Source organism: Streptomyces sp. NPDC007025 (assembly GCF_042869455.1).
Taxonomy (GTDB): domain Bacteria; phylum Actinomycetota; class Actinomycetes; order Streptomycetales; family Streptomycetaceae; genus Streptomyces.
The window spans coordinates 1-25,047 of sequence record NZ_JBIAFT010000019.1 but is presented as its reverse complement, the minus strand read 5'-3'; the positions used below and the strand labels follow the sequence as shown (position 1 = coordinate 25,047).

The window sequence follows — 25,047 nt, the reverse complement described above, 5'->3', positions numbered from 1 at the left end:
GGCATGTCCGGCTCACGGCTCGCCCGAGCCTCGCGCGACCCGCGGCGTATGCGCCGCAGCGCGTGGGGCAGGGGCGAGCGCGGGGGTGTCGTCCGGTAACGTCGTGCGGATCTGAGCCGCACATCCGTACGGGGAGGACTGGGAGAGAGCGCAGTGGCCACTGTGCACCCATCGCGGACGCCGGAGTCGGAGCCTGACCCCGGCGCCGGTGAGATAGCCGGGAGTCCGGGCGTGGACGACGCCACGGGCACCGTTCGCACACCCGTTCCCGGGCAGCGCCCGGAGCGGAAGCAGCCGGTGCCGGAAGGCGAAGCGGCCCAGAGCGCGGCGGACGCGGACCGGTCCGCAACCGCCCCGGAGACCTCCGGCGACGGGACGGACGAGACCTCCGGGGCCGCGGCCGGCCGCAAGGGATCCGGAACCGGGAGCGGCGGCGAGGAGTCCGGAGCCGGTTCGGGGAAGGGGACCGGCGGGATGTCCGGCACCGCCCCGGAGACGCGCACCGGCGCGGGGGCTCCCGGGAACGGCACGGACACCGCGGCGCCGAGCGGTGGCCGGCAGCGTCGCCGCCAAGCGGTCACCCGGCCGCTCCCCGTCGTCGGCATCACGCTGGCCGTCGCGGTGCTCCTCCATCTGCTCTGGCTGTGGTTCCTCGCCAGCGGCGGCGGCGACCTGGCCGCGCAGGACGCCTGGGCCGAGTTCGCGGGCGAGCACCCGGGCTCCGCCTACAACCTCGCCTGGTACGGCGGGCTGCACCCCTTCTCCTACAGCGTCATCTCGCCCTATCTGATGGCCGTCATCGGGGTCCGCACCACGCTGATGGTCTCCGGAGTGCTGTCGGCGGGCCTGCTGTCGCTGCTGCTCGCCCGTACGGTGCCCCGGCCGCTGGTGCCCTCGCTGTGGGGCGCCTTCGCGTTCGCGTGCAACGCCGCCTCCGGGCGGGTCACCTTCGCGCTCGGTGTGCTGTTCGGGCTCGGGGCCGTGGCGGTCGTGTGGACCTGGCCGGCCCGCTGGCGCGGCGGGCGGGCGAGCCGGCCCGCGCGGTACACGCGGGCGGCGCTCGCGGTGCTGCTGGCCGCGCTGGCGACGGCGGCCAGCCCGGTCGCCGGGCTGTTCCTGGAAGTGGTGGCGGCCTCGCTGCTGCTGGCCCGCCGGCCCGCCGCGATGTTCGCGGTCGCCCTCCCGCCCCCGGCGGTCGTGGCCTGCTCGGCGCTGCTCTTCCCGTTCACCGGGGTGCAGCCGATGCCGTTCGTGTCGCTGATCTTCCCCGTCCTGGGTGCCGTCGCCGTCGTCCTGCTGGTCCCCAGGAGCTGGACGGCGGTGCGGGTCGGGGGCGCCATCTACACCCTGGGCATCGTGCTGACCTGGGCGATCCCCTCGCAGGTCGGCTCCAACGTGGAACGGCTGGGACTGCTGTTCGGCGGCGTGGCACTGCTGGCGGCCGTGCCGATCGTGGTGGGGCACGGATGGCAGCCGTGGAAGTCCCGCCGCGGGCTGGCCATGGCGCTGGCGCTGCTGGTGACGTTCGGCTGGCAGATCGGCAAGCCCACCTGGGACGTACTGCACACCACGCCCGACACCGACTGGTCCCGCGAGCTGAAACCGCTGCTCACCCAGCTCAGGAAGGCGGACGCGGACCGGGCCCGGGTCGAGGTCGTGCCGGTCAACAGCCATCGGGAGGCGTCGGCCCTCGCGCCGTACGTCAACCTGGCCCGCGGCTGGAACCGGCAGGCCGACCTGGAGCGCAACCCGCTCTTCTACGAGGAGGACCTCAGCCCCGAGCGCTACCACGCCTGGCTGCGCCGCTGGGCCGTGCACTACGTCGTCCTCCCCGCCGACCCGCCCGACATCGCCGGGGGCGTCGCCGAGGCCAAGCTGGTGGGGGAGGGCCAGCCGTATCTGAAGGAGATCTGGTCCGACGACAGCTGGCGGCTCTTCCGGGTCAAGGACCCGGTGCCGCTGGTCGACGCCTCCGCGTCGGTGGAGCGCGCCGACGCGGAGAGCGTGACCGTGCGCGTGCGAGAGAGCGGACGCGTGCTCGTGCGGGTGCCCTACTCGCCGTGGCTCGGACTCGTCGACGCGGACGGCGACCGGGTGGCGCCGCCCTCCCACGACGGCGAGAACCTCAACGGCTGCCTGCGCAAGGCCGAGCCCACGTTCGGCGGCCCGCCCCCGGAGGGGCAGGACAAACCGGTCCTGGACACCTGGACGGTGCTGGACGCGCCGCGCCCGGGGGTCTACCGGATCGCGGCCCCCTACAAGCTGCCGCGCGGTACACCGTGCCCCGAGAGCGAAGACGGCGGGGACTCCGGCGACTGAACCGCGCTGAGACCTACTGAGCCGCACCGAGCCGCACCGAGCCGCACTGAGGCGTATCGGTGCGGGGGAGTCGGCTCAGGTGGCGTCCCGGGCCGTCATTCGCCGCCGTAGTGCCGGGTGATGATCTCCAGGACGTGTCCGTCCGGGTCGAGCCAGTAGACACCGCGGCCCCCGTCGTTGCGGTTGATCTCACCGGGGCGGGTGCGCGTCGGGTCGGCGTAGTAGGTGAGTCCGGCCTCCTCGATCCGGCCGAAGACGAGGTCGAACTCCTCCTCGGAGACGAGGAAGGCGTAGTGCTGCGGCGTGATCGGGTTCTTCCCCGCGTCGGCGAAGTCGAGCGCCACGTCGTTCGCGGTGACCACCGGCAGGAACGGACCGAACTGGGGCCGTACCTCCAAGCCCAGCAGACCGGCGAGGAACTGCGCGGACCGCTTCTTGTCGCTGGCGTACACGATCGTGTGGTTGAGCTGGACCGGCATCCCGTGTCTCTCCTGGATCGGGTATTGGCGGGGCCCGGTGTCCGGTGCCCGGCAGGCCCCTTGCCCGGTACAACTCCGGTCCCGCCGCCGGAATGCCGCGGTCCGCCCCGGACCTTGGTCGTAGGACCGCAGGCTCAGCCTCCGCCCGCGTGGCTGCGCCCCCGTTCACGTCCCCGCGCTCGTCCCCGTGCCGGTGCCGGTGCCGGTGCCGGTGCCGGTCCCCGTTCCCGTCCCCGCTTCCGTGTCCGTCCGGGCTCCGCCTTCGGCCAGCCGGCGGACGATCCGGCGCAGCTGTTCGGTGTAGAACTCCCGGAACTCCGAGGACGCCGGGTCCATGCCGAGCACCGAGCGGACCGTCTGCGGGGTCACCGCGGGGGTGGCGACGGCGCCCATCAGCAGCAGGAGGACAGCGCCGGGATCGAGCTCCTCCGCGATCTCGCCCGCCTGCTTGCGGCGCTCCATGTCCGACAAGTCCTCGCGTTCGGCCTCCGGCTCCGCGCCCGTCAGCCCCGTCCAGGCGGACAACCGGGGGCCGCGGGGGTCGTCGAGGGCCTGGTGCAGATAGCGCGCCATCACCTCGTCCAGCGGTGCGTCCGGCCGGTTGAACGTCTCCTCGCGCCGGGCCCAGCGCCGGTTCAGGGCGTTCCACAGCCCTTCCTTGCCGCCGAAGTGGTAGGCGATCAACTGCTTGTTGAGTCCCGCCCGGTCGGCGATGTCCTGGACCCGGGCGCCGGCGTACCCCTTGGCGGCGAACTCGTCCATCGCCGCGTCCAGCAGCCGCCGGCAGGAGCGCTCGGGGTCGAGCTTGCGCTCCTCGGCGCGCGGCGCGCGGCGCGGGCGGCGGGGGCCGGGCGGGGGTGCGGATTCGTCGCTCACGGGGTCCAGCGTAGCCGCAGCCCCAGCTGGTTCATCTATTCGGTTGACTTCTTCATCCACTTGGTTGAAAGATGCGGGGCGGGGCGTCCCGCCGCCGCAGGTGCCGGAACAGGCGCCGTGCCGGAAGCCAACGCCGTACGGCCGCCGAGGTGTCGGCAGCGCCGTACGAGCCACGCAGCAAGGGGGAACAACATGATTCTGGTGACCGGAGCGACCGGGAACGTCGGCCGACCGCTCGTCGAGCGCCTCACCGCCGCAGGACACAAGGTCCGCGGTCTGACGAGGTCCCCGGACCACGCCCGGCTGCCCGACGGCGCCGTACCGGTCGCGGCCGACGACCTCGGCACCGCGCTGGACGGTGTCAGCGCCCTCTTCCTGAACCCCGCGGCGTTCTGGCGCGGCACCGGCGAACTGCTGCGGCTGGCGTGCGAACGCGGAGTGCGGCGGGTGGTGACCCTGTCCTCGTCCTCGGTCGTGCCCTCGGCCATGCCGCTGGAGCTGGACAACCCCATCGCCGAGCACCACCGCACGATGGAGGCCGAGGTGGAGGACGCCGCGGCAGCCGCCGGCATGGCATGGACCCACCTGCGCCCCGGCATGTTCGCCACCAACACCCTCGCGTGGGCGGAGTCCCTACGGCGGGACGGCGTACTGCGCGCCGCCTACGCCGGTGCGCACGCGGCGCCCCTCCACGAGGACGACATCGCCGCTGTCGCCGCCCTCGCGCTCACCGGGGAGTTGGCGGGCGACGGCCCCACCCCGGTGCTGACCGGTCCCGAGTCGCTGACCCAGGAGGACCAGCTCCGACTCCTCGCGGAGGCGACCGGGCGGAGTCTGCGGTTCGAGGAGATTCCGCCCGCGGAGGCCCGCGCCGACATGGTCGCCGCCGGTACGCCGGGCGAGTTCGCCGATGTCCTGCTCCAGCTCGCCGCGCACTCGGTCGGCGTCCCCGCGGAGGTGTCACCGGGCGTCGAGCAGCTCACCGGGAGCCCCGCACGCAGCTTCGCGGAGTGGGCCCGCGACCACGTGGCGGACTTCCGCTGACACGGCCCACACGGCTGACCCGCGGGGGCTTCCGCCGAAGTGCGCCGCAGCCTCTCGCACGGCCCGCGGGAGAGGCGGCGGCGGACAACTGGAGGCGTACCCGTGCGTGCAGGTGCCCGCACGGGTGGCCGCGGGCCGCCGGTCAGCCCTGGAGGGCGGCGGGGTCCATCCACATGACCTCCCAGATGTGGCCGTCCGGGTCGGTGAAGGAGCGCCCGTACATCGGGCCCTGCTCCATCGGGTCACCGTGCGCCGCCGCTCCGGCCGCCAGCGCGGAGTCCACCAGCGTGTCGACGTCCGCGCGGCTGTCGGCCGACAGGCACACCAGCACCTCGCTGGTCCGCGCGGTGTCGGGGATCTCCCGCTGGGAGAAGGACATGAAGAACGGCTCCACCAGCAGCATCACGAAGATGTCGTCGCTCACCACCATGCAGGTGGCGTTCTCGTCCGTGAACTGCGGGTTGAAGGAGAAACCGCATGCGGTGAAGAACCCGACGCTGCGGTCCAGGTCCTTCACCGGCAGGTTGACGAAGATCTTCCGGGACATGGTGTGCCTCTTCTCTGCGCTGCTCCGCGCGTTCGGGCGTCACTAGGCGACGCCCCTCGGGTCCGTCCCTCCTCCCGCGGCGGGGTGGAAGGCGCTACACAGGTTGGACGGCGCGCGACGGCAGAACTCATCGCAGCCGGGAATGATTCTTGGCGGGATTTCCGGAAGCCCGTCCTAGGCACGCCGGAAACCCGCCGAAGCCGCCGCTCGCCGCGCGGTCGCTTCCGTACGGTGACCTCCGTGCCGTCAGCGGCCGCCCGCTCCGCCGCTCTCCGCCGGAGGCGCCTCGCCCGTCTCCCCCGGGGCCGCCTGGCGGGGGCCGGGTGCGGCTGCCACCGCCTCGGCCGCGGCTGTCAGCGTGCACTCCCAGGGGAACGCGTCAGGGCGGCCTTCGCCGGGCGGGTTCGGGGTGAAGCCCTCCGCTCCGTACAGCACCCGTACTCCGGCGCGGCTCAGGGTCTCGAGGGAGCGCGCGAACTGCGGGTGGCGGGCGTAGGCCGCGTTCACGCACGGCATCGTCACCAGGGGGACCCCCTTGCCGATCGCCTCGGCGGCGAACCCGACGACGAACTTCTCCGTGAGCCCGAGAGCCCACTGGTTGACCGTGTTGAAGGTCGCGGGTGCCACCACGGCGGCCGTCGCGGGCGGCCAGACGTCGGGCCCGCCGGGCATCTTGTAACGGGAGCGCACCGGATGCCCCGTCAGCCGCTCCAGCTCCGGGAGCTGTTCCGCCAGCCAGTGCGCCGCGGTAGGGGTCAGCCCCAGGCACACGTCCCAGCCGGCCCGTCGGGCACTGCGGACGACGTCGGCGATCCGCAGCACGGGTGGCGCCGCGCAGCCGAGCAGATACAGGACGCGTGAAGCCATGCCGCATTTCACCACGATGCCTGCGACCGGTGCGGCCGCGCAGTCCGCAACTGCCCGCACGCCGACGGCATCTGCCGCCGCTCGTGCACCCCGGCGCGGTTTTCACACTGCGGCGCACTCGTGCAACTCGACTGCACCCGATCGAGTGGTGCTCGCGGCTGAAATCCGCCGCTGCCGCTCACCGTGCGTACGGTTCCGGGGCCATCGAGGAACGGAGTCACGGATGCGCGGGCAACACGAAGACCACGCGGGCGTCCGTATCGCCCATCAGCGCAAGCTGGCCGGACTGACGCAGCGTGGGCTCGCCGCGCGGCTCCCGTACTCCTACAGCTTGTTACGGCAGGTGGAGGAAGGCCGCAAGAACGCCTCGCCGGACCTGGTGTCGGCGGTGGCGCGGGTGCTGCGCATCGACGTGACGGTGCTGACGGGCCAGCCCTACGTCACCGAACTCCAGCAGGACCGCCTCGCAGCCCTCATCCGTCCGATCCGCGAGGCGCTCGACCTCTACGACCTGCACGACGTGAACGACCTCACCGACGCGCACGAACTGCGCGGCACGAGCGGGCAGGGCGAACGCGCCGGAGTCCTGCCGCCGGCCGAACTCGCCGCCCGCGCCGACGACCTGTGCCGCATGGTGCGCGCCACACAGCTGAGCAAGGCGGCGCACGCCCTGCCGCCCTTCATCGCGGAGGCCACCGCGGCAGCCCACCGGGAGCGCGGCACGGCACGGTGGCAGACGCTCGGATCCGCCTACCGCACGGCGCACGACATCGCCACCAAGCTCGGCTTCTACGACCTGGCCACCATCGCGCTCGACCGGGTGGGCTGGGCCGCCGAACGCGCCTCGGACCCCCTGCTGGCCGCAGTGCGCCAGTACATGCGCGCACTCTCCTACTTCCGCGAGGGGGAGCACACCATCGGCCTGCGGCTGATCGAGGCGGGACACAGAGTCCTCTGCGGAACCGGCGGCGCGGGCGGTGCGTCGCCGGAGGCCCGCGACACCCTCGTCGTACGCGGTCAGTTGCACCTGGGCGCGAGCGTCATCGCGGCCCGCGCACACGACGGTGACGCGGTGGAGAGTCATCTGCGCGAGGCGGCCTCCTACGCCGAACGCACCGGAGAGGCCGGACGGGTGCACTGGCTGAGCTTCGGACCGGCGAACGTGGCTGTGCACGAGGTGTCCGCACAGGTCGAGTTGCGGCGCTACGGGAAGGCGCTGGAGAAGTCCCGCGACGTCCGTCTGCCGAACGGCTGGCCGATGTCCCGGCGGGCGCACTTCTACGTGGACCGCGCGCGGGCCGAGATGGAGACGGGCCACTGCGACGCGGCACTGGAGTCCGTGGTGACGGCGCGCAAGCTGGCGCCGGAGCAGACCCGGTACCACCCCGGAGCACGCGAGACCATCAACGGCCTGGTGGCCCAGCGCCGCCGTACACCCGATTCGCTGGACAACATGGCCGCGTGGCTCTGCCTGTGACGGACCGGGCAGCGAACGTCGTCCACGGCCACGGTGTGCGACGGGAGTGTCACACATTGGTGACACTTTCCGGTCGACGCCGTCGGCAAAGTGGGTCGCGTCCCCACACATAGAGACGCGTCCCCACACGTAGAGAGATGCGAAGAGCGTGAGGAACGTGGAACGCGCCCGACAGCGTCGGGGACGACGGGCGCCACGCTTTGCTGGCGCCGAAGAGGCCGAAGCCGCTGAAGACGCACAGGAGAAGCCTTGACCGTGTGGTGGCCACTGCCGAAGGGTCTGGATGCCGTGCTGTTACCCGCCGGGGAGTGGTGGGACGCGGTGCGCGTCCCCGCCTACCTGGGGGAGGGGGTGCTGACCCGGCTCGGTTCCGCTTCCGGTGCGGTCATCCGCGACCCCTACGGCAGCAGGCTGTACTGGCTCGTCGAGCCGGAGAGCGCGCAGGGGTGGACCTTCTGCGAGTTCGCCGCCGTGCAGGTGCTGGGCGAGGCGAGCTGGGTCACGGTGCCGCCCAGCAGCCGCCTGCATCCGCCCGGGCCGCACTGGGCCGTTCCCTGCACCCCGGCCGGGTCCCTGACGCCGACCGCCGCCCTGCACGCCGCCCTGCACGCCACCATCACCCAGAACCTCGGCCCCCGGCCCCGCCCCACCCCGTCCCAGCAGGCCACGCCTTCGCAGGAGAGGGGCTGAACCGCGGCGCCCCGGTCGGCCGTTCCGGGCGGCGGACGCCCCGGGCGCGCCCGCGCATCCGAAGCGTGCCGCGGCGACGGAAGACCCTGCCGCCCGTGCGGACGGCAGGGCCCTCGGGCCGGCGCGTCGCCGGACTTCCGCGAGAAGGCGTCCCGCATCCGGTGCGGGCGCCCGGCACCGCGGGTACGGGATCAGCCGCGGGTTCAGCCGAGCTTCGCCGCCTGCGCGTCGATGAGGGCGGTCGGCTGCTTGTAGTCCTCGCCCCGGGTGACCGACGCGATGTTGAAGGACGAGAACCCGGCGAGCGTGGTGCCCTGCCGGAAGACGACGACCTTGGTGTCGGCGGCGGAACCGTCCTGCTTGGTGCCGATCGTCCAGGCGACGGCGTCTTCGCCGGCGGAGACCTTCTCCTCGGTGACCTTGGTGACCTGCTGCTTCTCTCCGTCGGCGGTCATCGTGAAGCCTCCGGCGCACTTCTTGCCGGCCTTCCGCAGCGTGGCGAGCGCCTGCTCGGCCCCATCGGCGTCGTAGGACCACAGGGAGGTCAGCGTCTTGGTGATGTCGAGCGAGTCGAGCGTCGCTTCCTCGGCCTGCTTCTCCGTCATCTCGCCGAGTTCCTCCACCGAGGGCATGCCCTTCTCGGCGGCCTTGGTCTTGTGGACGACGAGCCGCTGCGCGGTCGCCGCCGGATCGCCCGCAGGCAGGGCCGACAGCGCCTGCGCGACGGGCTTGCACGCGGCCTTCTCGACGGAGACGGAGCCCGGCTCGAACGCCTCGTCCTTGCCCGGCTTCTTGACCTCGTGGTCCTTGAGGTCGTCCTTGGTGACCACGAGCTTCTCCAGCTCGCCGGCGGACAGCGCCTTCGCCGCGGGCTTCTCCGCGCCCGTCCCGCCCTTCGCCTTCTTGTCCTCGTCGCTGCTCTCGCCACCACCGCAGGCAGTGGCCAGAAACGCGAAGGAGACCGCGGAAGCGGTCAGGACCGTACGGCGGATAGCGACTCGCACTTGCATCTCCCTGTGCTCAAGGCTCCGTGCTCATGTGCGGCGCAGAGCTCCGCAGAGGGAGACCGGCGTCCCCGGCGCGGGGATGCGCACCGAGACCATCTGTATATCGATCTGTACATCGATCGGTTATTCGCCACGTTCCGAGATGCCGGATGGTTGGCGGACGATCTCGGTGCGTGACGGAAGTGTGTGCCGGAGACGAGTGACGGCAGTGCATGACGGCAGTGCATGACAACGGGGCGGGTGCGTGCCGCCCCCGCGACCGGAGGGTTTTCGGTCAGGAGGAGCCGGCGACGCCGGGAAGCCGGCGGTGGATGTCCGCGAGCAGGTTCCGCATCGCCATGTGGAAGAGCTCGGCCTGGTGGTCGCCGATGAAGGAGGTGTGCCCGAACACCTCCAGGACGACGAGACCGTGCATGTGCCCCCAGGCGCTGAAGAGGAGAGCGGCCGCCGCCGGCGGCAGCGGGTCAGGACCGCCGAGCGGCAGACCCTCCAGGAACTCCCGGAGCGTCGGCGGGACGGCGGTGTCGGCCTGCGCCAGTTGCGCTGTCGTGAACCCGTCGAACATTTCACGCTGGAAGATGTCGCTCATCCTGCGCATCGCCTGGGTGGTCGGACCGTCGGCGGGCGCCGTGTAGTAGCGCAGCGGTGTGCCGTAGAGGAGCTGGAAGCGCTCGGGGTGCTGGATGGCCCACCGCCGGTACCCCTCCGCCGCCACGACCATACGCGGCACCTCGGATGCGTCCGGCGCGGTGTCGACGGCCTCCTGCACGGCGTCGGCAAGGTCGTCGTAGGCCTTGGTGACGAGCGCCGTCACGAGGGCGTCCCGGCTCGGGAAGTAGTGGTAGAGCGCCTGCACGGTCATGCCGAGGCTCCGGGCGACCGCCCGCAGGGACAGGGCTCCGGGGCCATCCGCCGCGATGTGCGACTCGGCGGCGTCCAGGATCTCCTGGGTGGCGGCGGCCCTGCGCCGCCGGCGCAGGGAGGGCGGTGCTGTGTGTCCGTCTGCGGGCATGCGGCGACGGTACGACGCCACCGGTCGTCGAGGGGCGAGAAGGCGTCGCGCTGTGAGGAAAATCCAACAGTGCACCGCCCGATTCACACTGTCCGGCGCGCCTCTCACCGGTACGCCCCGGTGTCGCCTCGGACGCCCGGTCGGCGAGTCCGCTCCGTCCGGACCGTGCCGGGGCGGCGGCGGGCCGACCGCCCGGGTGGGGTCAGCTTCGCCACCAGGGGGCGCGCACCTGCTGGTTGCCGGAGGCGGCGCAGTTGACGCCGTTGACCGCCTCCCGCCCGGCCAGGTCCCAGCCGACGACCCCCGGCCCGGTCCGGCTCAGTTCGACCACCCGCCCGCGCCGGTTCCCCTCGCCGGTGTCGATGTCGCACACGAGGACCGGGGCCCAGGCGTGGCCGTCGAAGCAGCCTGTCAGGGCGACGAGGGGCAGTGCCGAGGCGAGGAGCAGGGAGAGTGCCTCGGTGACGACGGTCGCCTTCCCGCGCCAGCCGGCGGCCCCGTCGCCGCGGCCGATGGCTCTTCCCCAGCGGAGGGCGTAGGCGGTCAGCGTCACGGCGGTTCCCCAGGCCGGCCCGTGCACGGCACCGACGAGGACGCCGAACGCCGGGGGCGCGGTCAGCGCGAGAGCCGTCAGCCAGCCCGTGGCGCCCCGGTCCGGAGCGCCGGCGTCGGAAGACCTGGCGGGGAGCAGTTGGCACACGACGACGGCCACCACCGAAGCCAGCGGTGCACCTGTCAGGAGCATGCCCGTCAGGACGTCGGGCCAGCTCTTGACGCCCATGGTCAGGAAGACCTCGTCGGCCGCGCCGCTGCCCCCGAGCGTCCAGGCGACCTTGAGCATGGGGAAGGCCAGTGCCACGGCCAGGAGCACCACATGACTCACCCGGCGGTCCCTGTCGTGGCGCGGCACGGCGGGGCGGTCAGCGGCAGACGTCACCCCCCTCCCGTTCCTGACCGCGGTCCGGCCGAAATCGGCCGCGCAGGAATTCACCCGGACATCGGACCACTTCGCGGCGAGGCCTGCTCGCCCCCTCGGTGACCCGCCGCCTGATCGCGGAATTCGCCCGCCGCCCCGAGCCGACGCGACCGCCGGGCGACTCACTGGACGGGATCACCCGCCACGAGTTGGACGTGCTCGGACTGAGCGCCCGCGGCCTGTGCGACACAGAGATCGCAGAACGTCTCCACCTGAGCCTGGCCACGATGAAGACCCACATCGGCCGTCTGCGCGCCGAACTGCGTGCCCGAGACCGCGCCCATCTCGTGATCGTCGCCTACGAGACCGGGTTCGTGGGCGACGGCCGCCGGGTCGTGCGACGGGGGATCTGCTCCTCATGTGGTCGTCCACGCACGCTCGGTGCGCCGCGTTCTCCCCCAGCGGCGAATGAACGGCGACCGAAGCGCCACCGGCCGCCGTTCCCCCTTCTTGCCGGTCCGCTCACCGGGCGCGGAGGACGGGGGCTGGAGGAGGCCGCCCCGTCCTCCGCACCGCTCCGGCAGGTGTCAGCCGGAGATCTCCTTGCGTCCGGTCCCGACGCCGACGGAGATCTTGCGGGGCTTGGCACGCTCGGCGATCGGGATGCGCAGGGTGAGCACGCCCGCGTCGTAGTCCGCCTGGATGCGCTCGGTGTCGAGGGTGTCGGCGAGCGTGATCTGCCGGGAGAAGACGCCCAGCGGCCGTTCCGCGAGTTCCATCTGCACGTCGTCGGGCTTCGCCACGGGCCGGCGCTCGGCCTTGACGGTCAGCATGTTGCGTTCGACGTCGATGTCGATCGCGTCCGCGCTGACACCGGGGACGTCGAAGGCCACGACGTACTCGTCGCCCTCGCGGTAGGCGTCCATCGGCATCGGCGAGGGCCGGGACCAGGTCCCCGGGCCCACCAGGTGCTGTGCCAGCCGGTCCAGCTCGCGGAAGGGGTCAGTGCGCATCAACATCGTGAACACCTCCAGAGGGTCGGGCAGTTGCTGCCAATGCGCCTCGCAGTCATTGTTGTAACATGTCATCCAGTAGTTGACAAGCAGGATGTCAACGACACGATGACCTTCGAGGGAGGTGTCCATGACCACAGCAGAACAGCCGCCCGCGACCAGCAACGACGCCCACAGCCCGGCGTCGTTCCTCGCCGCCGCCGCGGCCCTCAATGCCATAGACGACGCCCTGCACACCGCCCGGCACGAGACTCCTGACAGCTCCGGCAACGGACCGGAACCGGAGCAGGCCCTGGCCTCCCTGCTGCTGCTCCGGCAGGTGCGCGAACAGCTCGCCGGCTGGGAGACCGGCCTGATCGAAACCGCCCGCGAAGCGGGCGCCAGCTGGGCCGACCTCGCCCAGCCCCTCGGTGTCACCAGTCGCCAGGCCGCCGAACGCCGCTACCTGCGCGGCCGCCCCGGACCCGCCGGCGCCACCGGCGAACAGCGCATCACCGCCACCCGACAGGCCCGCGCCGCCAAGCGCACCACCACCGCGTGGGCCCGCCACAACGCAGCCGGCCTGCGCCGCCTCGCCGGCCAGATCTCCGCCCTCACCGACCTGCCCGCAGCCGCCCGCCACCCGCTCGGCGACCTCCATGCGGCACTCGCCCACAACGACCCCGCCGAACTCATCGCCCCGCTGGCCGCCACCCGCCCCCACCTGGCCACCACCCACCCCGACCTCGCCGCCCAACTCGACACCCTCACTCCTCCCTGACCCGCGCCCGCTGCGCCGCGACACCACTCGGTCCGGCCCCCGCTCCGGGGAACTCCGCTCCGGGGAACGGGACGCCGCCCGGAGGTGGGTTGGCCGAGTGGCCGCAGCCGAAGACGCAGCCCTCGGCCGTACCGAATCAGCGCCGTGGAGCTGTTCCGCTCCACGTCCGGCAACTCGGACGGTACGTACCGGCACCTGTCGGGTCGTGATCGGTGTGCGCCGCGGCTTCCGGGGCGGGTGGCGTGCGGGTCGAGGGGGCCGGCTCCGCGGCTGCGCCGAGAGGACCGCAGGCAGGCGGCGACGGGCCCGGGGCTCCGGCTGCGTGCCTGCCGGACTGCCGTGTCAGTCCACGGGGAGCCGGTCCACCAGCAGCTCCACCCTCGACTCGGTGTCCTCCGGCGGCAGCCGTCCGGACCGCGTCAGGGTCGCCACCCCGTGCAAGGACGCCCAGAAGACCTCGGTGAACAGACCCGGCGCGACGCCGTCTCCGGCGACCTCGCCGAGGCACTCCAGCAGCGCGGCGAAGGCGTCCTTGAGGGGTTCCGGGGTGTCCTCCTGTGCGTACGCGAGGCCGCCGTCGAGCTGGAAGATGGCGTCGTAGACCGCCGGGTTGCCTTCGGCGAAGTCGAGGTAGGCGCGGGCGAGGGCGCGGACCCGGGCGCGCGGGCCGCCCGCGGTGGCGGTCGCGGCGCGCACCGCGGCGGCCATCTCGGTGGAGCCCTGGAGGGCGACGGCGCCGATGATCTCCCGTTTGCCGCGGAAGTGGCTGTAGAGGACAGGCTGGCTGTACTCGATGCGCTCGGCGAGCCGGCGCGTGGTGACCGCCTCCCAGCCCTGCTGCTCGGCGAGTTCGCGGGCCGTCGCCACGATGAGGCGCTCGCGCTCCGCGCGTTCGCGTTCCTTGCGTTCCTGTACCGACATGATTCGACCCTAGCATCGCTAGACATTCGAGCGGCATGAGGTCTAGCGTTGACTCGTCAGCTAGCAGCACTAGATGTCGAGAGGTTCGCCATGCTCAACGCACTTGAGGTCGTCACCACCGTGATCGTCGGCGTGATGGTGGGGGTGGAGTTCTCCGTCGCCTTCATCATGAGCCGGATCCTCAACGCCCTCCCGGGAGACAGCGGCCAGCTCGGCCACGCCCACGGCGGCCGGATGCTCGGCGCCGTGATGCCGGTCTGGTACATCGGCTCGCTCGTCCTCGTCGCCGTCTGGGCGGCCGCCGGGTGGCACCACCACGGCACCGGCCTCGTCGTCACCGCCGGCGGACTACTGGCCCTGAGCGTGGTCATGTCGGTCCTGCTGCTCGTTCCGATCAACAACCGGAACAGGACCTGGACCCCCGAGAACCGGCCCGCCGACTGGAAGCAGCAGCTGAACCGCTGGGGGCGCTGGCACTACGCCCGCGTCGCCCTCATCATCGCCGCCTTCGCCCTGCTGGCCACCGCCCTCACCTGACCCCCGGTCCCACCAGCCCGAGCACCCACCGCTCGACCGGGCGCCCCAACCGCTTGACCGCGCACCCGAAATGCGGCATCCCATCGCCCCGGATCCGCGGAGACGTGTCTCCCGGAACCTGCGGCGGTCCGCGCCCCGTCACCGACCCCACGCCCGAGCACACCCCCGCGGTCCCCGCCCGCCACGAGCGCCGGCATCCTCTCCGACAGACTCCCCGACGGAAATCAGCAGCCGTCCGCAGTGCCACTCGACGTGCGACCGAGCTCTCGGCGGAGAGACCACGACGGCCACCTCCAAGAAAGCGCACAACACGCGTTCGAGGCGCTCTCAGCGGCCCCCACGATCAACTCCGTTGCTGCACCACGCAGTCACTGATCGAGCCGCCTTCCTCAGCTCCCGGCGGCGGAGCCCCTGGACGCTGAACGCGACACTGAGCGTTTGCCAACTTGCGCAGCGGGCCGGGTGGTTGGGCTGACAGGTGGGTGAAGCCTCTGGTAGACGGGTTCACGACCAAGATTCCCTCGCCCACCAGAGGCTTCGTGTGCTTGTCTACCCGTGCGGGCTGGACGTGTCCAGCCGGTCCCTGTGTTTCCTCGCTGCTCGCCTGCGTGAACACCGCCGCCGGATCGGCAGCCGCCGGCGCCGGCTCCCGGCCGGTCGTCAGGCCCTCCTGGCGCTGGCGCATCTGCGGAACGGGACGACGTATGCCCAGCTCGCGGCCGGCTTCCGGATCGGGACGAGTACCGTCTACCGCTACATCCGCGAAGCCGTCGACGTGCTGTCCGCGCTCGCACCTACTCTCGCCGAGGCGGTGAAGACCGCCTCGACCAAGGCGTTCGTCCTCCTGGACGGCACGTTGCTGCCGATCGACCGTATCGCCGCCGACCGGCCCTTCTACTCCGGGAAGCACAAGAGGCACGGCATGAACGTGCAGGTCGTCGCCGACCCGCACGGCCGGCTGCTGTGGGCCTCGCCCGCGCTTCCCGGCGCCGTCCACGATGTCCGCGCGGCGCGAGAGCACGGCATCATCGACGCACTCGAACAAACCGGCATCGACTGCTGGGCGGATAAGGGCTACCGGGGTGCCGGCGGCACCATACGGGTGCCCTACTGGGGGCGCTGGGAGACGCTCTCCGCAGGCCAGCAAGCTGCGAACCGGTCCCACGCGAAGATCCGCGCACTCGTCGAACAGGCCATGGCCACCCTCAAGACCTGGCGACTCATGCGCAAGCTGCGATGCTCCACCACCCGCATCACCGCCCTCGTCCAGGCCGTCCTCACCCTCCATCAGACCAGCTCAGACGCAGGCTGAAAAAGCCTCACGGCCACCGCGAAACAGCCGCACAACACGCCGTTTGATGCGCTCTCAGTCACCCCCAGGTCGCTGACCTGGGTCTTCGTCGTGAAGCGGGCGACGGGAATCGAACCCGCGCTCTGAGCTTGGGAATCACGGGGCGGACGAGGGTAGTTAGGCCTCTGGCCTGCATGCTTCAGGTCGACGGGCCATGATGGTCGGCTTTCGTGTCGCCGTAGTTGACCGGGGCTGACCGCCCGTTCTGGCACGCCTATGGCACGCGGGCCGAGCCTCTCGTTGCGAACTACGGGCCCGGGGGCCTGCCCGGCTGGACTGCTCGCAGTCGTATCGGTTGCTGTACTCCACTGCAGTACAGCAACCGGCCGACTGGCAAATTGAGAAGGCGGCCTTCAGACGCGTTGTGCCAGGAGAGGATGAATCGGGCCCCATATTTCGTCCACGTCGTCAGGATATGCATAAGCCCAGGAAGTAATGAAGGCCCGCTGAACTAGATCTTCGCTTAGAAAATCTAGATCCTCGCCAATTTGCCGAAAGATGTTGTGGCGGTCTCCGTTAGTGTACGACCTTTGTGTAATTGACTGACGCACCTGTTCCTGCATGAAGCTATCCAAATGCAGCCAGATCGTCAGTTTACCCAAAAGGGTTGGAATTTCCTTCAACCCTGCCAAAACCCGATCAATAATTAGCTCTTCTGGGTCACTTTCTCCAGGAATGAAGACTAGGTCTGAGAACATCTGAGGTTCATCGACTGATGCCGAGATCGTTACATTGCTGGGTTCGAATCCAGCCTCTGCTCGCTTGTCCCCATCCAGTAGGGCGACGGCGAAGAACCTGCGTGCCGGGCTAGCATTATGGAAGCGTGTGTGATCCCTTGCCTGCGCGGCACCACCGAGCTTATGGATTTCTATCCCAGACCGGTCGAGCCCATGCCTTTGGCAGTAGGCACGCAGAGTGATGTCAGCGACGATCTCGTCGAAACGATCCTCGGTGAATACTGCTACTCGGGCATTGATTTGGCCAGTTAGCGCTCTGAGGGAGGCGATATCCAGCTTTCCTTGCTTCACTTCCCCCTTGTATGCAACCCACACGGCTTCATTCGGAAGGGGAAGTAAAGCGTCGTTGGAATGGGTTGTGAAAATGACCTGACTGGATTTCCGCTTGGCTACCTGGATGAAGTACTCGACGAGGCGACGAGTAGCTACAGGATGGAGGCCATTTTCGATCTCCTCTACGAGGATCAAAGCATTATCTTGCGCTGCTTCAATCTGAGACACGATCCTGATTACGCTGGCCTCGCCTGCGCCAAAATGAAACTCGGAGTATCCCGCAGTTTCTTCAGTCTCCTGAGAAGCGAAGATTGACAGATTCCCTTCCCCTGAACTGACACGCAAGTATGCAGCCGCGTCCTTACCAAGAATCGCCTCTACTGCCTGAATTACCGGCGCTGTAAGCTGATCCTCAGAGAATCCCTGAAATCCGGAACCAATGAATCGGGAAAGCTCTTTCCGCTCGCTAGCAGGAAGGGTTCTACTGACACCGAAAATTAATACGTCACGCTCTACTGCATCACGGTTCCATTTTGCCCTCAGGTAGCTCGCGGTTCGATTGATGGTTGTGCTACTCATTTCTCGCTTGTCGAGGATTTCGTATTCAACTCTCCAGTTTTTCATGCTCCCGTCATACGTGCCACTTTTTGCGAAGAAGCGACGTGGAACAACGCCCTGATGAATCAAGGCAGCCGCGCCCAAGATTGTCGTTTTGCCCGAACCATTAGGACCGACAAGAGCTGTAACCGGAAAGTCGAAATTGATTTCACGATTTTCGAACCCGCGTAGCTTAATTAGGCGAACTCGACGAAGATATTTATCGTATGCCCGCTTATTCACTCGCGAGAAGAGTGCCATGATGTCACTGTCACGAATTTCGCTCTTCACTTGCGCCCCTCCACCCTTGCCCGCTGCACAACATGGCTAGCATACGAGACAGGGCGTCCGGTGAGGTCGGAAGTACGAAGGTCGGCGGAGCGTCTTTGGGCTACGTGCGAGTGATCACGCCCCCGTAAGATCGCGGCGCGATGGGCAGTTGGGGGACCTGCCCGGGGAAGCACGACGTTGCGGACGTGATTCTCGAAGCTGTGCCAGAGTGGCTGCCTAAGACACTCTGAGTCGCGACGGCGCCCTGCCGGACCAGTGCCGCTGATACCCCAAGCGGGGAAAGCCAGCCATGAGGCCGGGACACATGCCAAAAGCACCCGCACGTGGTCCCCTCAGCTGGCACCGTCATCAACCACGCTTTGGCGCTTCTGGTCTTTAACCCGCAGTCGCCTCCGCGCAGCCTCAGCCGACCACTTGGCGCGGGGGCGTGGCCGGGCGATAGACCGGAGCGAGACCGGGCGCCGCGGCACGGGCCTCAGCGGCTTCGTGCACCTGGTTGTGCTCGCGCTCGTGCTGATAGGCGTCCGGCGATGACAGAGCGTCGCGCGAAGCAGCCTGGACTTCTGCGACAGGGCAGGCGGGGGCTGTTCCGAGCTGCGCGCTGAGCGGGTCGGGGGCGGCGCGAGCGAGGCGGAGACAGGAGCGGGCGGCGGCCTCGGGCCGCCAGCGCGCGCGGCCCGCGGGAGCGGGCCGCCTTGAAGTCGTAGAGAAAGTTGTTACGCGCGACGGGTTCGTGGCCTTTGTCTTGTCTCGGTTGATGCTTGATTGTGGCTTCACCTGATGCTTGACACCGCTTGCCTCGGCTTTGCTGTGCACGTCGTATCCGCGTGCAGGGAGGGCCGGGTCCGTGCTGGTGGAGCTGAGCATGGTCGAGCAGCGGTATCACGCGGTGATGGAGGTCGCCGCGGGGGTTCCGGTCACCCAAGTCGCCGCCCGGTATGGGGTGTCGAGGCAGTCAGTGCACTCGTGGGTGCGCAAGTACGAGCAGTCGGGTCTGCCGGGGCTGGCGGACCGGTCGCACCGGCCGGACTCGTGCCCGCACCGGATAGCGGCGGAGGTGGAGGCGGTGGTGTGTGAACTGCGGCGCCGGCATCGCGGCTGGGGCCCGCGTCGGCTGGTGCACGAGCTGGAACGCAGGGGCATCACGCCGGTGCCGTCCCGGGCGACGGTCTATCGAGTCCTGGTCCGCAACGGACTTGTTGAGCCTGGGGTGCGTAAGCGTCGCCGGGTCGGATTACCGCAGGTGGGAGCGGTCGGCGTCGATGGAACTGTGGCAGATGGACATCGTCGGCGGCGTCCTGCTGGCGGACGGCAGCGAGTGCAAGACGGTCACCGGGATCGATGACCACTCCCGGTTCATGGTGATCGCGAAAATGGTGCAGCGGGCCACGGCCCGAGCGGTGTGTCTGGCCTTCGGCGAGGCACTGGTGCGGTTCGGAGTGCCCGGCGAGGTGCTGACGGACAACGGCAAGCAGTTCACCGCCCGCTTCAGTCCCGGCAAGCCCGGAGAGACGATGTTCGACCGGATTTGCCGGGAGAACGGCATCGCTCACCGGCTGACGAAGCCGCAGTCCCCGACGACCACGGGGAAGATCGAACGCTTCCACCAGACTCTGCGGCGCGAACTCCTCGACCGGCGTGATCCGTTCGCCGACCTGGCGGCTGCGCAGGCGGCGGTGGATGCCTGGCTGGAGGACTACAACCGGATGCGGCCGCACCAGGGACTGGACATGGCCGTCCCGGCCAGCCGGTTCGTTTCCCGGCCGCGGTCCGAGCAGGATGCGCTGCCGGTGGTGCTGCCCGCCCGCCTCGACCCTGTCCCCCAACCTGATGTCCCAGTGTCTCCACCCGAGCCGGTCGCGGCGGCCTGGCCGATGGCGGAGGGAGAGGTCGGTGCGATCGAGCTGGAGCGGGTGGTGCCTGCGTCGTGGAACCTGAGCTTGCGTGGTCAGCAGGTCTGGTTCGGTCCGGCACTGGCCGGCATCACGGTGACCTTGCGGATCGACGTGAACCGGCTGCACGTGTTGGTCGGCGGCGGTCGGCACAAGACGCTGCCCTCGAAGCTGTCCGGCCGCGACCTCAAAGCCCTGCTGGCAGGCGGGGGCGCCCGGCCCGCCGGGCCCTGGGCGGACGATCCCGGACCAGCGCAGGACACGAAGGGGGCGGTGGAGATGGACCGGACCATGAACGCGGTCGGCTACGTCGGCCTGGGCGGTGACAAGGTCCTGATCGGCTGGCCGTTCGCCGGACAGAGGGTCACCCTCCGGCTCGACGGGAAAGTCCTTCAGGTCCTCAACGAGCAGCGTGTCCTGCAGGCCACCCTGCCCAGCCCTCTGCCGCCCTCTGCATGCGGGCGCCTGCAAGGTGCTCGTCCGGCCGGGCCGTCACCGCTGCTGCCTCCGCCAGCCGAGCAGACCACCGAACGGACGGTCGGGTCTGATGCAGGTTCGGGGGACAGGTCAACCTGTCACCCGATCGTGCGGCAGACAGACCCCCCTCAGACGACCCTCCCGACGCTGTCGCTCACTGAGCGCACCGGATGGCGCGTAGAGATACCCACTGCCCAACGGTGTTCGTCATGTGCGGGACCGTCGATGGTGAATGCGCAGGGTGGCCCGTCTACCGAAGCCAGCAAGCTGGCTGTTCTGGGAGGAAGGTTTCGCCCCGTTCGCAGCGACGTCGCTTGGTCAGCTCTTGCCCGCCCCCCACTCCCAGGCACCGCCGTCACGCCACTCGATGAGGTCCGCATCGTCCAGGGGCACGGCGGCCCGCTCCAAGCCGACGGCTTCCAGCAGGTCCAGGACATCCATCACGTTGTGGGCGATCCCGAGGATCTGCCCGCGGGCGACCACTCGGCGGCCGCCCTCGCTGTCGGGCCCGTGGACGACCACCGGTGCAGCCATATATCCACCCTGCAATGGAACGGCGAAAGCTGCACGTCGAGGCGTCCCTGCTGGTCAGACGAGACGAAGCCGGTCCAGCAACTGCTCGGTATCAGTCAGATCCTTCAGCACCGTTCCGGCGCCTGCTTCTCGCAGTTCAGCCTGACCGCTCCGCCCGGTAGCTACCCCGATCACCTGTACACCGTGGGCGAGCCCCGCGCGTACGTCAGCCGGTGTGTCACCGAGCAACACCGCGTCAGTCCCAGATACGGCTGTCTTCCTCTGCTCCATCACCCGGGCCAACGCGAGATGGACCAGGTCCGCTCGCTCGCTGGCGTCCTGCCCGTATGCGCCGACTTCCCAGTCCATCCAAGCGTCGAGCCCGAACACGCGCAGCTTGACCTCGGCTGACGCGCGAATGTTTCCTGTGACCACGGTTTGTGTCACGCCAGGCAGGGAGGCGATGGCACTCAGCGCCGCCGCCGCTCCGGGAAGCGCGTGCCCTCGTTCCCGGAGCGCCAGCGCGTGCCGAAGATGTCCGTCGCCGAGAGCATCCGCGAAGCGCTCGAAGTCCTCGCGAGACGTATCCATCCCATGCAGGTCGGCTGTCTCGCTGAAGATTACCGGGTCTGTCATGCCGTCGATCCGGGCTTGCCGCTCCATCTCCCGACCGGTCGCCTGCCGGAACGCAGCGGCAAACAACTCTCGGCCGACACCTCGCGTGTCGACCAGTGTGTGGTCGATGTCCCACAGCACCAGCGTGACCATGAGCTACTCCGTCTTGCTCTCGTCTTGGGCAACCAGCCCCTGACGAGGGTGGCTGCTTCTACCCTGACCGTATTGCCGCTGTGCGATGCCCGAAGGGGAGAGCGGGATGAGCCCGAGAGAGCTGGCCATCGGATCGCGTATCAAGCGTGCCCGGAAGCGTAGTGGTCGCACGCAGGCCGCCGTCGCCGGATTGTGCGGAATCACCGAGGCATACCTGTCGCAGATCGAACGGGGCCTGAAGCTCCCGTCCATCGATGTGCTGGTGCTCCTTGCACGCGAGGTGGATGAGCCGCTCGCCTCGCTGCTGGACGACGCCCCCGTGGTCGAGGCACCGGCGCCCCAGACCGCACCCGCTGTAGCCGCAGCGCTCGTGGCACCCTCCTGTCCGGCAGGAGATCAGTCCCCCTCCCCGCAGGCGCTGCGAGAGCGGGTCGAGAACATCTGGCGCGTCTGGCAGACCTCACCGACCCGGTTTTCGGAGGCTGCAGAGCTATTGCCAGACCTCATTGCAGAAGTCGAGCAGGCCCTGCGCTTCTACCGAGGCAGCACCGAGGCTGAGAAGCGCCGGCAGATCGCGACGAGTGCAGCAGATCTGTACGGCATGGTCCGCTCATACTGCCGACGAACCGGCCGCATCGATCTGTCTTTGATGGTCGCTGACCGAGCACGCCGGGCGGCAGAGGATGCGGAGGATCACCTCCGTATCGCCGCGGCCCAATGGAACCTCGGGCACGTACTCCTCGGCGACGGGCAACCGGAAGGCGCCGAGGCCGTTGCCCGGGAAGCGATCGAGCAGCTGAGCACCCATCCGACTACCTCTGAGACGGTGGCTATGACGGGAGCTCTAGAGCTGGTCACCGCCACCAGCGCCATCCGTCGGAAGGCATGGTGGACGGCGCGTGAACTACTCGATGGCAGTGCGGCCCGGCATGCTCAACAGGTCGGGGAGGGAAACGTGATGTGGACCGTCTTCGGGCCCACCAACGTTGCGCTGCACCAGCTGAGTGTCGAGATGGAAGCAGGTCAGACGAGCGACGCTCTACGACTCGCAGACCAGGTCAACATCGCCCACCTGCCCTCTCGCGAACGCCGTTTCACCTTCCGCCTTGAAGTCGCCCGCTGCTACGCGCCGCGGCGCGAGGACGCCGCGGTACTCGTCCACCTTCTCGACCTGGAGGAGCTGGCGCCCGAAGACGTGATGCATAGCGGCGACGCCCGCGAGCTGATCAGTACGCTCCTGCGACGGGTGCGTCCGACCTACCGAAAGCAGGTCGTCGGCCTGGCCGACCGGATGGGCGTCAGCTAGGCCATTTCGTTCGGATCATCTGATCGTGGTTCTGGGTGTGCCGTTAAACGACGCGCAGTGGGCGCGGGTCGAGCCGTCGTCGCCGGACCGGACGCCCAGGCGGTACGGGCGGTGGCGCGATCACCGTGAGGTGATCGATGCGATCGCCTGGAAGTTTCAGACCGGATCGCGGCTCCGCCGCGTCCTGTCCGGGTGCGGCTTGTGACCCGCCAGGGTGGTTTCGGGTCGCCGGTGGGGAAGGGTGCAGCTGTGTCGGACGATTGCGGCATCGCGTGCGGACAGGATGGTTAGCGCTCTGTGTTTCCGCGTTCCAGGAGGTTCCGTGCCCATGTTCCGCCGACTGCTGCCAGTCGCGTCCGCTGCCGGGCTCACCGCTGCGCTCTGCGCCGCCGTTCCCGCGCCGGCCGCCGCCGCTTCCGAGACCCCCATCGTCGTGACAAGCAACTGGTCCGCGAAGAAAGAAGTCGCCCGGGTGACCTGTCCGAGCGGCACGGGGCTGGTTGGTGGCGGCTACGCGGTCAACCCCACCGAAAACGGTATGGGGCAAGTCACTGACTTCATCCAGGGCAACGCCCCCAGCGTCTCCCACCCCAACGCCTGGGCGGTCAAGTCGCTGCGTGGCCAAGCCAAGGCGTACGCCATGTGCGTCACCGGCGCCCCGACGCCCACCGTCGTCGCCTCCAAGTGGTCCGACCCCGGCAAAGTGGTCGGCGCGACCTGCTCAGGCAACCAGAAGATGATCGGCGGGGGCTATTGGTCGCAGCCGGCCACCAACGGCGTCGGGCAGAACATGGACGAGATCACGGTCAACGCTCCCTATGAGGGCCACCCGAACACCTGGATGGCCGGTATGCAATCCGGGCTAGCGCTGGCCTACGCCATGTGCGTCGACTAGGCAGTTTCGTTCGGATCAGTCGGTCGTTGGTCCCGGTGTGCCGTTGACTGACGCGCAGTGGGCGCGGATCGAGCCGTTACTCCCGGACCGGACACCGAAGCGGTGGCCGCTGGCGCGACCATCGTGAGGTGATCGACGCGATTGCCTGCAAGTTCCAGACCGGCACACAGGGGGTCCACCTGCCGGAGAAGTACGGCAACTGGCGAGGTGTCTACAACCGGCTGCGGACGTGGGCCGTCGACGGCACCTGGGAGCGGGTGTTCACCGCTCTGGTGGCCCAGGCCGACGCGGACGAGGACCTCAACTGGGCCGTCTCGGTGGACTCCACGATCGTGCGGGCGCATCAGCACGCGGCCGGGGCCCGTAAAAAGGGGCCCCGGCTGGCGAACCCGGCGACCACGCCATCGGCCGCTCCCGCGGCGGACTGACCACAAAGATCCACTTCGCCGCCGATGCCCGCTGCCGACCGCTCGCGTTCGTTCTCACCGCCGGACAAGCCGGTGATGCACTTGCCTTCACCGAAGTCATGGCCCGCCTGCGCGTTCCCCGTCCGCGAGGCCGACCTCGCACCAGGCCGGATCTGGTCCTGGCCGACAAGGCGTACTCCTCCCGCGCGATCCGCGAACACCTGCGCAAGCGCGGCATCCGGGCCGTGATCCCCGTCCCCGCAGACCAACGCAGCCACCGGCTCCGTCGGGGCAGCCGAGGCGGCAGGCCACCAGCCTTCAACCGCGAGACCTACAAGCAGCGCAACACCGTCGAGCGGTGCATCAACCGCCTGAAGCAGTGGCGAGGCATCGCCACACGCTACGAAAAGACCGCCACCATCTACCTGGCCGGACTCCACATCGCGGGCATCTTCCTCTGGTCCGCCCGCTGATCCAAACGAAACTGCCTAGGCCAGAACCCGCTCTCTCAGTGAACCCGAACTGAGAGTGCGGGTAGCAGCATTGAACCGCACCTACCGTCTCAGTCCTGGCGAAGGGACGGAGATGCGGCTATGCACGAAACCGACAGCGGCACCAGCAGCGGCGCGGCTCGCACGTGCGGGATTGTGCGCGTGCCCCGCTTCCTCGGGTTCCGAGTCCTCGACGTACTCCCGTCCGGCCCAGGCGCGGTGATAGTCGACCCGCAGAACCGCACCATGTACTTCATCACCGAGCCCGACACGGGGCTTGGCCAGGAACTTCAGGGTGTTGAGTTCCTGGCCGAGCTCCCGTACCTGACACCGCCTGCTGCGCGCCTGGGACCGCCCGGACCGTACTGGCTCGTGGAGCCGGGAGACCCCTGGCGGCGAACGAATCCTGTCGATCTGCATCAGGCTCTTTCGTCGGCGGTCCGCCACTCCCAGGGCGACATTTTCGCCGTGCCGCTGTCCCACCAGCGGGGCGACTACGTGGTGGACGAGGCCACCCGGCAGAGAATGCCGCCCGAGCCGGCGTGGGTGGGCCGGGTGCAGACCGTCCTGGACGCCGGGCACGT

21 protein-coding genes and 4 pseudogenes are annotated in these 25,047 nt (G+C 69.5%); 14 read left to right on the top strand and 11 right to left on the bottom strand.

Going from position 1 to position 25,047, the window contains the following annotated elements; all coding sequences use genetic code 11:
- The first annotated feature begins 231 nt into the window (after window positions 1–231).
- Window positions 232–2,319 (top strand): MFS transporter, encoded by a 2,088-nt coding sequence (locus ACFYMO_RS29585; protein ID WP_366771104.1) that lies wholly within the window; start codon window positions 232–234, stop codon window positions 2,317–2,319.
- 95 nt (window positions 2,320–2,414) lie between these two features.
- Here the strand turns inward: ACFYMO_RS29585 and ACFYMO_RS29580 are convergent, their stop codons facing one another.
- Complete coding sequence (locus ACFYMO_RS29580; protein WP_366771103.1) at window positions 2,415–2,798, bottom strand: VOC family protein; 384 nt, start codon at window positions 2,796–2,798, stop codon at window positions 2,415–2,417.
- Window positions 2,799–2,963: 165 nt separating this feature from the next.
- Entirely contained in the window at window positions 2,964–3,674 is a 711-nt protein-coding gene (locus tag ACFYMO_RS29575; protein WP_388550245.1) for a TetR/AcrR family transcriptional regulator, read from the bottom strand.
- Window positions 3,675–3,866: 192 nt separating this feature from the next.
- Here ACFYMO_RS29575 and ACFYMO_RS29570 point away from each other — a divergent pair, with 192 nt between their 5' ends.
- Window positions 3,867–4,718, top strand: coding sequence for an NAD(P)H-binding protein (locus tag ACFYMO_RS29570; RefSeq protein ID WP_366771101.1), 852 nt, complete (start codon window positions 3,867–3,869; stop codon window positions 4,716–4,718).
- A gap of 142 nt (window positions 4,719–4,860) precedes the next feature.
- Here ACFYMO_RS29570 and ACFYMO_RS29565 read toward each other — a convergent pair whose 3' ends face one another.
- The gene (locus ACFYMO_RS29565; RefSeq protein ID WP_360294475.1) at window positions 4,861–5,265 is read right to left on the bottom strand and encodes a VOC family protein; all 405 of its coding nucleotides are present in this window, start codon (window positions 5,263–5,265) and stop codon (window positions 4,861–4,863) included.
- Window positions 5,266–5,511: 246 nt separating this feature from the next.
- The gene (locus ACFYMO_RS29560) at window positions 5,512–6,132 is read right to left on the bottom strand and encodes a flavoprotein (RefSeq protein ID WP_366771100.1); all 621 of its coding nucleotides are present in this window, start codon (window positions 6,130–6,132) and stop codon (window positions 5,512–5,514) included.
- A gap of 223 nt (window positions 6,133–6,355) precedes the next feature.
- On the opposite strand from ACFYMO_RS29560, the gene ACFYMO_RS29555 reads away from it, so the two are divergent.
- Together ACFYMO_RS29555 and ACFYMO_RS29550 are read left to right on the top strand one after the other, a co-directional pair.
- Window positions 6,356–7,609 (top strand): helix-turn-helix domain-containing protein, encoded by a 1,254-nt coding sequence (locus tag ACFYMO_RS29555; protein WP_388550241.1) that lies wholly within the window; start codon window positions 6,356–6,358, stop codon window positions 7,607–7,609.
- A 255-nt stretch (window positions 7,610–7,864) separates the two neighbouring features.
- Window positions 7,865–8,299 carry a hypothetical protein gene (locus tag ACFYMO_RS29550; RefSeq protein ID WP_366771222.1) on the top strand — a complete coding sequence of 145 codons (435 nt, stop codon included), beginning with the start codon at window positions 7,865–7,867 and terminating at the stop codon, window positions 8,297–8,299.
- Between the two features lie 203 nt (window positions 8,300–8,502).
- Here ACFYMO_RS29550 and ACFYMO_RS29545 read toward each other — a convergent pair whose 3' ends face one another.
- From ACFYMO_RS29545 to ACFYMO_RS29535, 3 genes are all read right to left on the bottom strand, one after another.
- Complete coding sequence (locus ACFYMO_RS29545; protein WP_366771098.1) at window positions 8,503–9,309, bottom strand: hypothetical protein; 807 nt, start codon at window positions 9,307–9,309, stop codon at window positions 8,503–8,505.
- 271 nt (window positions 9,310–9,580) lie between these two features.
- Window positions 9,581–10,318, bottom strand: a complete 738-nt coding sequence (locus ACFYMO_RS29540) for a TetR/AcrR family transcriptional regulator (protein ID WP_366771097.1) — start codon at window positions 10,316–10,318, stop codon at window positions 9,581–9,583.
- 202 nt (window positions 10,319–10,520) lie between these two features.
- Window positions 10,521–11,201 (bottom strand): hypothetical protein, encoded by a 681-nt coding sequence (locus tag ACFYMO_RS29535; protein ID WP_366771096.1) that lies wholly within the window; start codon window positions 11,199–11,201, stop codon window positions 10,521–10,523.
- A 152-nt stretch (window positions 11,202–11,353) separates the two neighbouring features.
- Between ACFYMO_RS29535 and ACFYMO_RS29530 the strand changes: the two are divergent.
- Window positions 11,354–11,581 (top strand): annotated as a pseudogene (locus tag ACFYMO_RS29530) (response regulator transcription factor); the annotation flags it as partial.
- A gap of 240 nt (window positions 11,582–11,821) precedes the next feature.
- Here the strand turns inward: ACFYMO_RS29530 and ACFYMO_RS29525 are convergent.
- Complete coding sequence (locus tag ACFYMO_RS29525; RefSeq protein ID WP_019359549.1) at window positions 11,822–12,253, bottom strand: Hsp20/alpha crystallin family protein; 432 nt, start codon at window positions 12,251–12,253, stop codon at window positions 11,822–11,824.
- A gap of 124 nt (window positions 12,254–12,377) precedes the next feature.
- Between ACFYMO_RS29525 and ACFYMO_RS29520 the strand changes: the two genes are divergently transcribed.
- A complete protein-coding gene (locus ACFYMO_RS29520) occupies window positions 12,378–13,007 on the top strand; it encodes a type III effector protein (protein ID WP_366771095.1) in 630 nt (209 codons plus the stop codon).
- Between the two features lie 342 nt (window positions 13,008–13,349).
- On the opposite strand, the gene ACFYMO_RS29515 is transcribed toward ACFYMO_RS29520, so the two are convergent.
- On the bottom strand, window positions 13,350–13,928 hold the full coding sequence (locus tag ACFYMO_RS29515) for a TetR/AcrR family transcriptional regulator (protein ID WP_366771094.1): 579 nt from the start codon (window positions 13,926–13,928) through the stop codon (window positions 13,350–13,352).
- Window positions 13,929–14,018: 90 nt separating this feature from the next.
- Here ACFYMO_RS29515 and ACFYMO_RS29510 point away from each other — a divergent pair, with 90 nt between their 5' ends.
- Entirely contained in the window at window positions 14,019–14,465 is a 447-nt protein-coding gene (locus tag ACFYMO_RS29510) for a DUF1772 domain-containing protein (RefSeq protein WP_366771093.1), read from the top strand.
- A 541-nt stretch (window positions 14,466–15,006) separates the two neighbouring features.
- On the top strand, window positions 15,007–15,777 hold the full coding sequence (locus tag ACFYMO_RS29505; RefSeq protein ID WP_366771092.1) for an IS5 family transposase: 771 nt from the start codon (window positions 15,007–15,009) through the stop codon (window positions 15,775–15,777).
- Window positions 15,778–16,169: 392 nt separating this feature from the next.
- Here ACFYMO_RS29505 and ACFYMO_RS29500 read toward each other — a convergent pair whose 3' ends face one another.
- Complete coding sequence (locus ACFYMO_RS29500) at window positions 16,170–17,714, bottom strand: AAA family ATPase (RefSeq protein ID WP_366771091.1); 1,545 nt, start codon at window positions 17,712–17,714, stop codon at window positions 16,170–16,172.
- Between the two features lie 859 nt (window positions 17,715–18,573).
- Between ACFYMO_RS29500 and ACFYMO_RS29495 the strand changes: the two are divergent.
- Window positions 18,574–20,161, top strand: a pseudogene (locus ACFYMO_RS29495) (IS481 family transposase); the annotation flags it as partial.
- A 510-nt stretch (window positions 20,162–20,671) separates the two neighbouring features.
- Here the strand turns inward: ACFYMO_RS29495 and ACFYMO_RS29490 are convergent.
- Window positions 20,672–21,364: an HAD family hydrolase gene (locus tag ACFYMO_RS29490; protein ID WP_366771089.1), complete on the bottom strand. Its 693-nt coding sequence runs from the start codon at window positions 21,362–21,364 to the stop codon at window positions 20,672–20,674.
- Between the two features lie 106 nt (window positions 21,365–21,470).
- On the opposite strand from ACFYMO_RS29490, the gene ACFYMO_RS29485 reads away from it, so the two are divergent.
- From ACFYMO_RS29485 to ACFYMO_RS29465, 5 genes and pseudogenes are all read left to right on the top strand, one after another.
- On the top strand, window positions 21,471–22,670 hold the full coding sequence (locus ACFYMO_RS29485) for a helix-turn-helix domain-containing protein (RefSeq protein ID WP_388550233.1): 1,200 nt from the start codon (window positions 21,471–21,473) through the stop codon (window positions 22,668–22,670).
- 25 nt (window positions 22,671–22,695) lie between these two features.
- Window positions 22,696–22,875, top strand: a complete 180-nt coding sequence (locus ACFYMO_RS29480) for a transposase (RefSeq protein WP_388550230.1) — start codon at window positions 22,696–22,698, stop codon at window positions 22,873–22,875.
- 333 nt (window positions 22,876–23,208) lie between these two features.
- Window positions 23,209–23,565: a hypothetical protein gene (locus ACFYMO_RS29475; RefSeq protein ID WP_366771087.1), complete on the top strand. Its 357-nt coding sequence runs from the start codon at window positions 23,209–23,211 to the stop codon at window positions 23,563–23,565.
- Window positions 23,566–23,602: 37 nt separating this feature from the next.
- Window positions 23,603–24,445: pseudogene (locus tag ACFYMO_RS29470) on the top strand (IS5 family transposase).
- Between the two features lie 120 nt (window positions 24,446–24,565).
- Window positions 24,566–25,047, top strand: a pseudogene (locus ACFYMO_RS29465) (hypothetical protein); the annotation flags it as partial.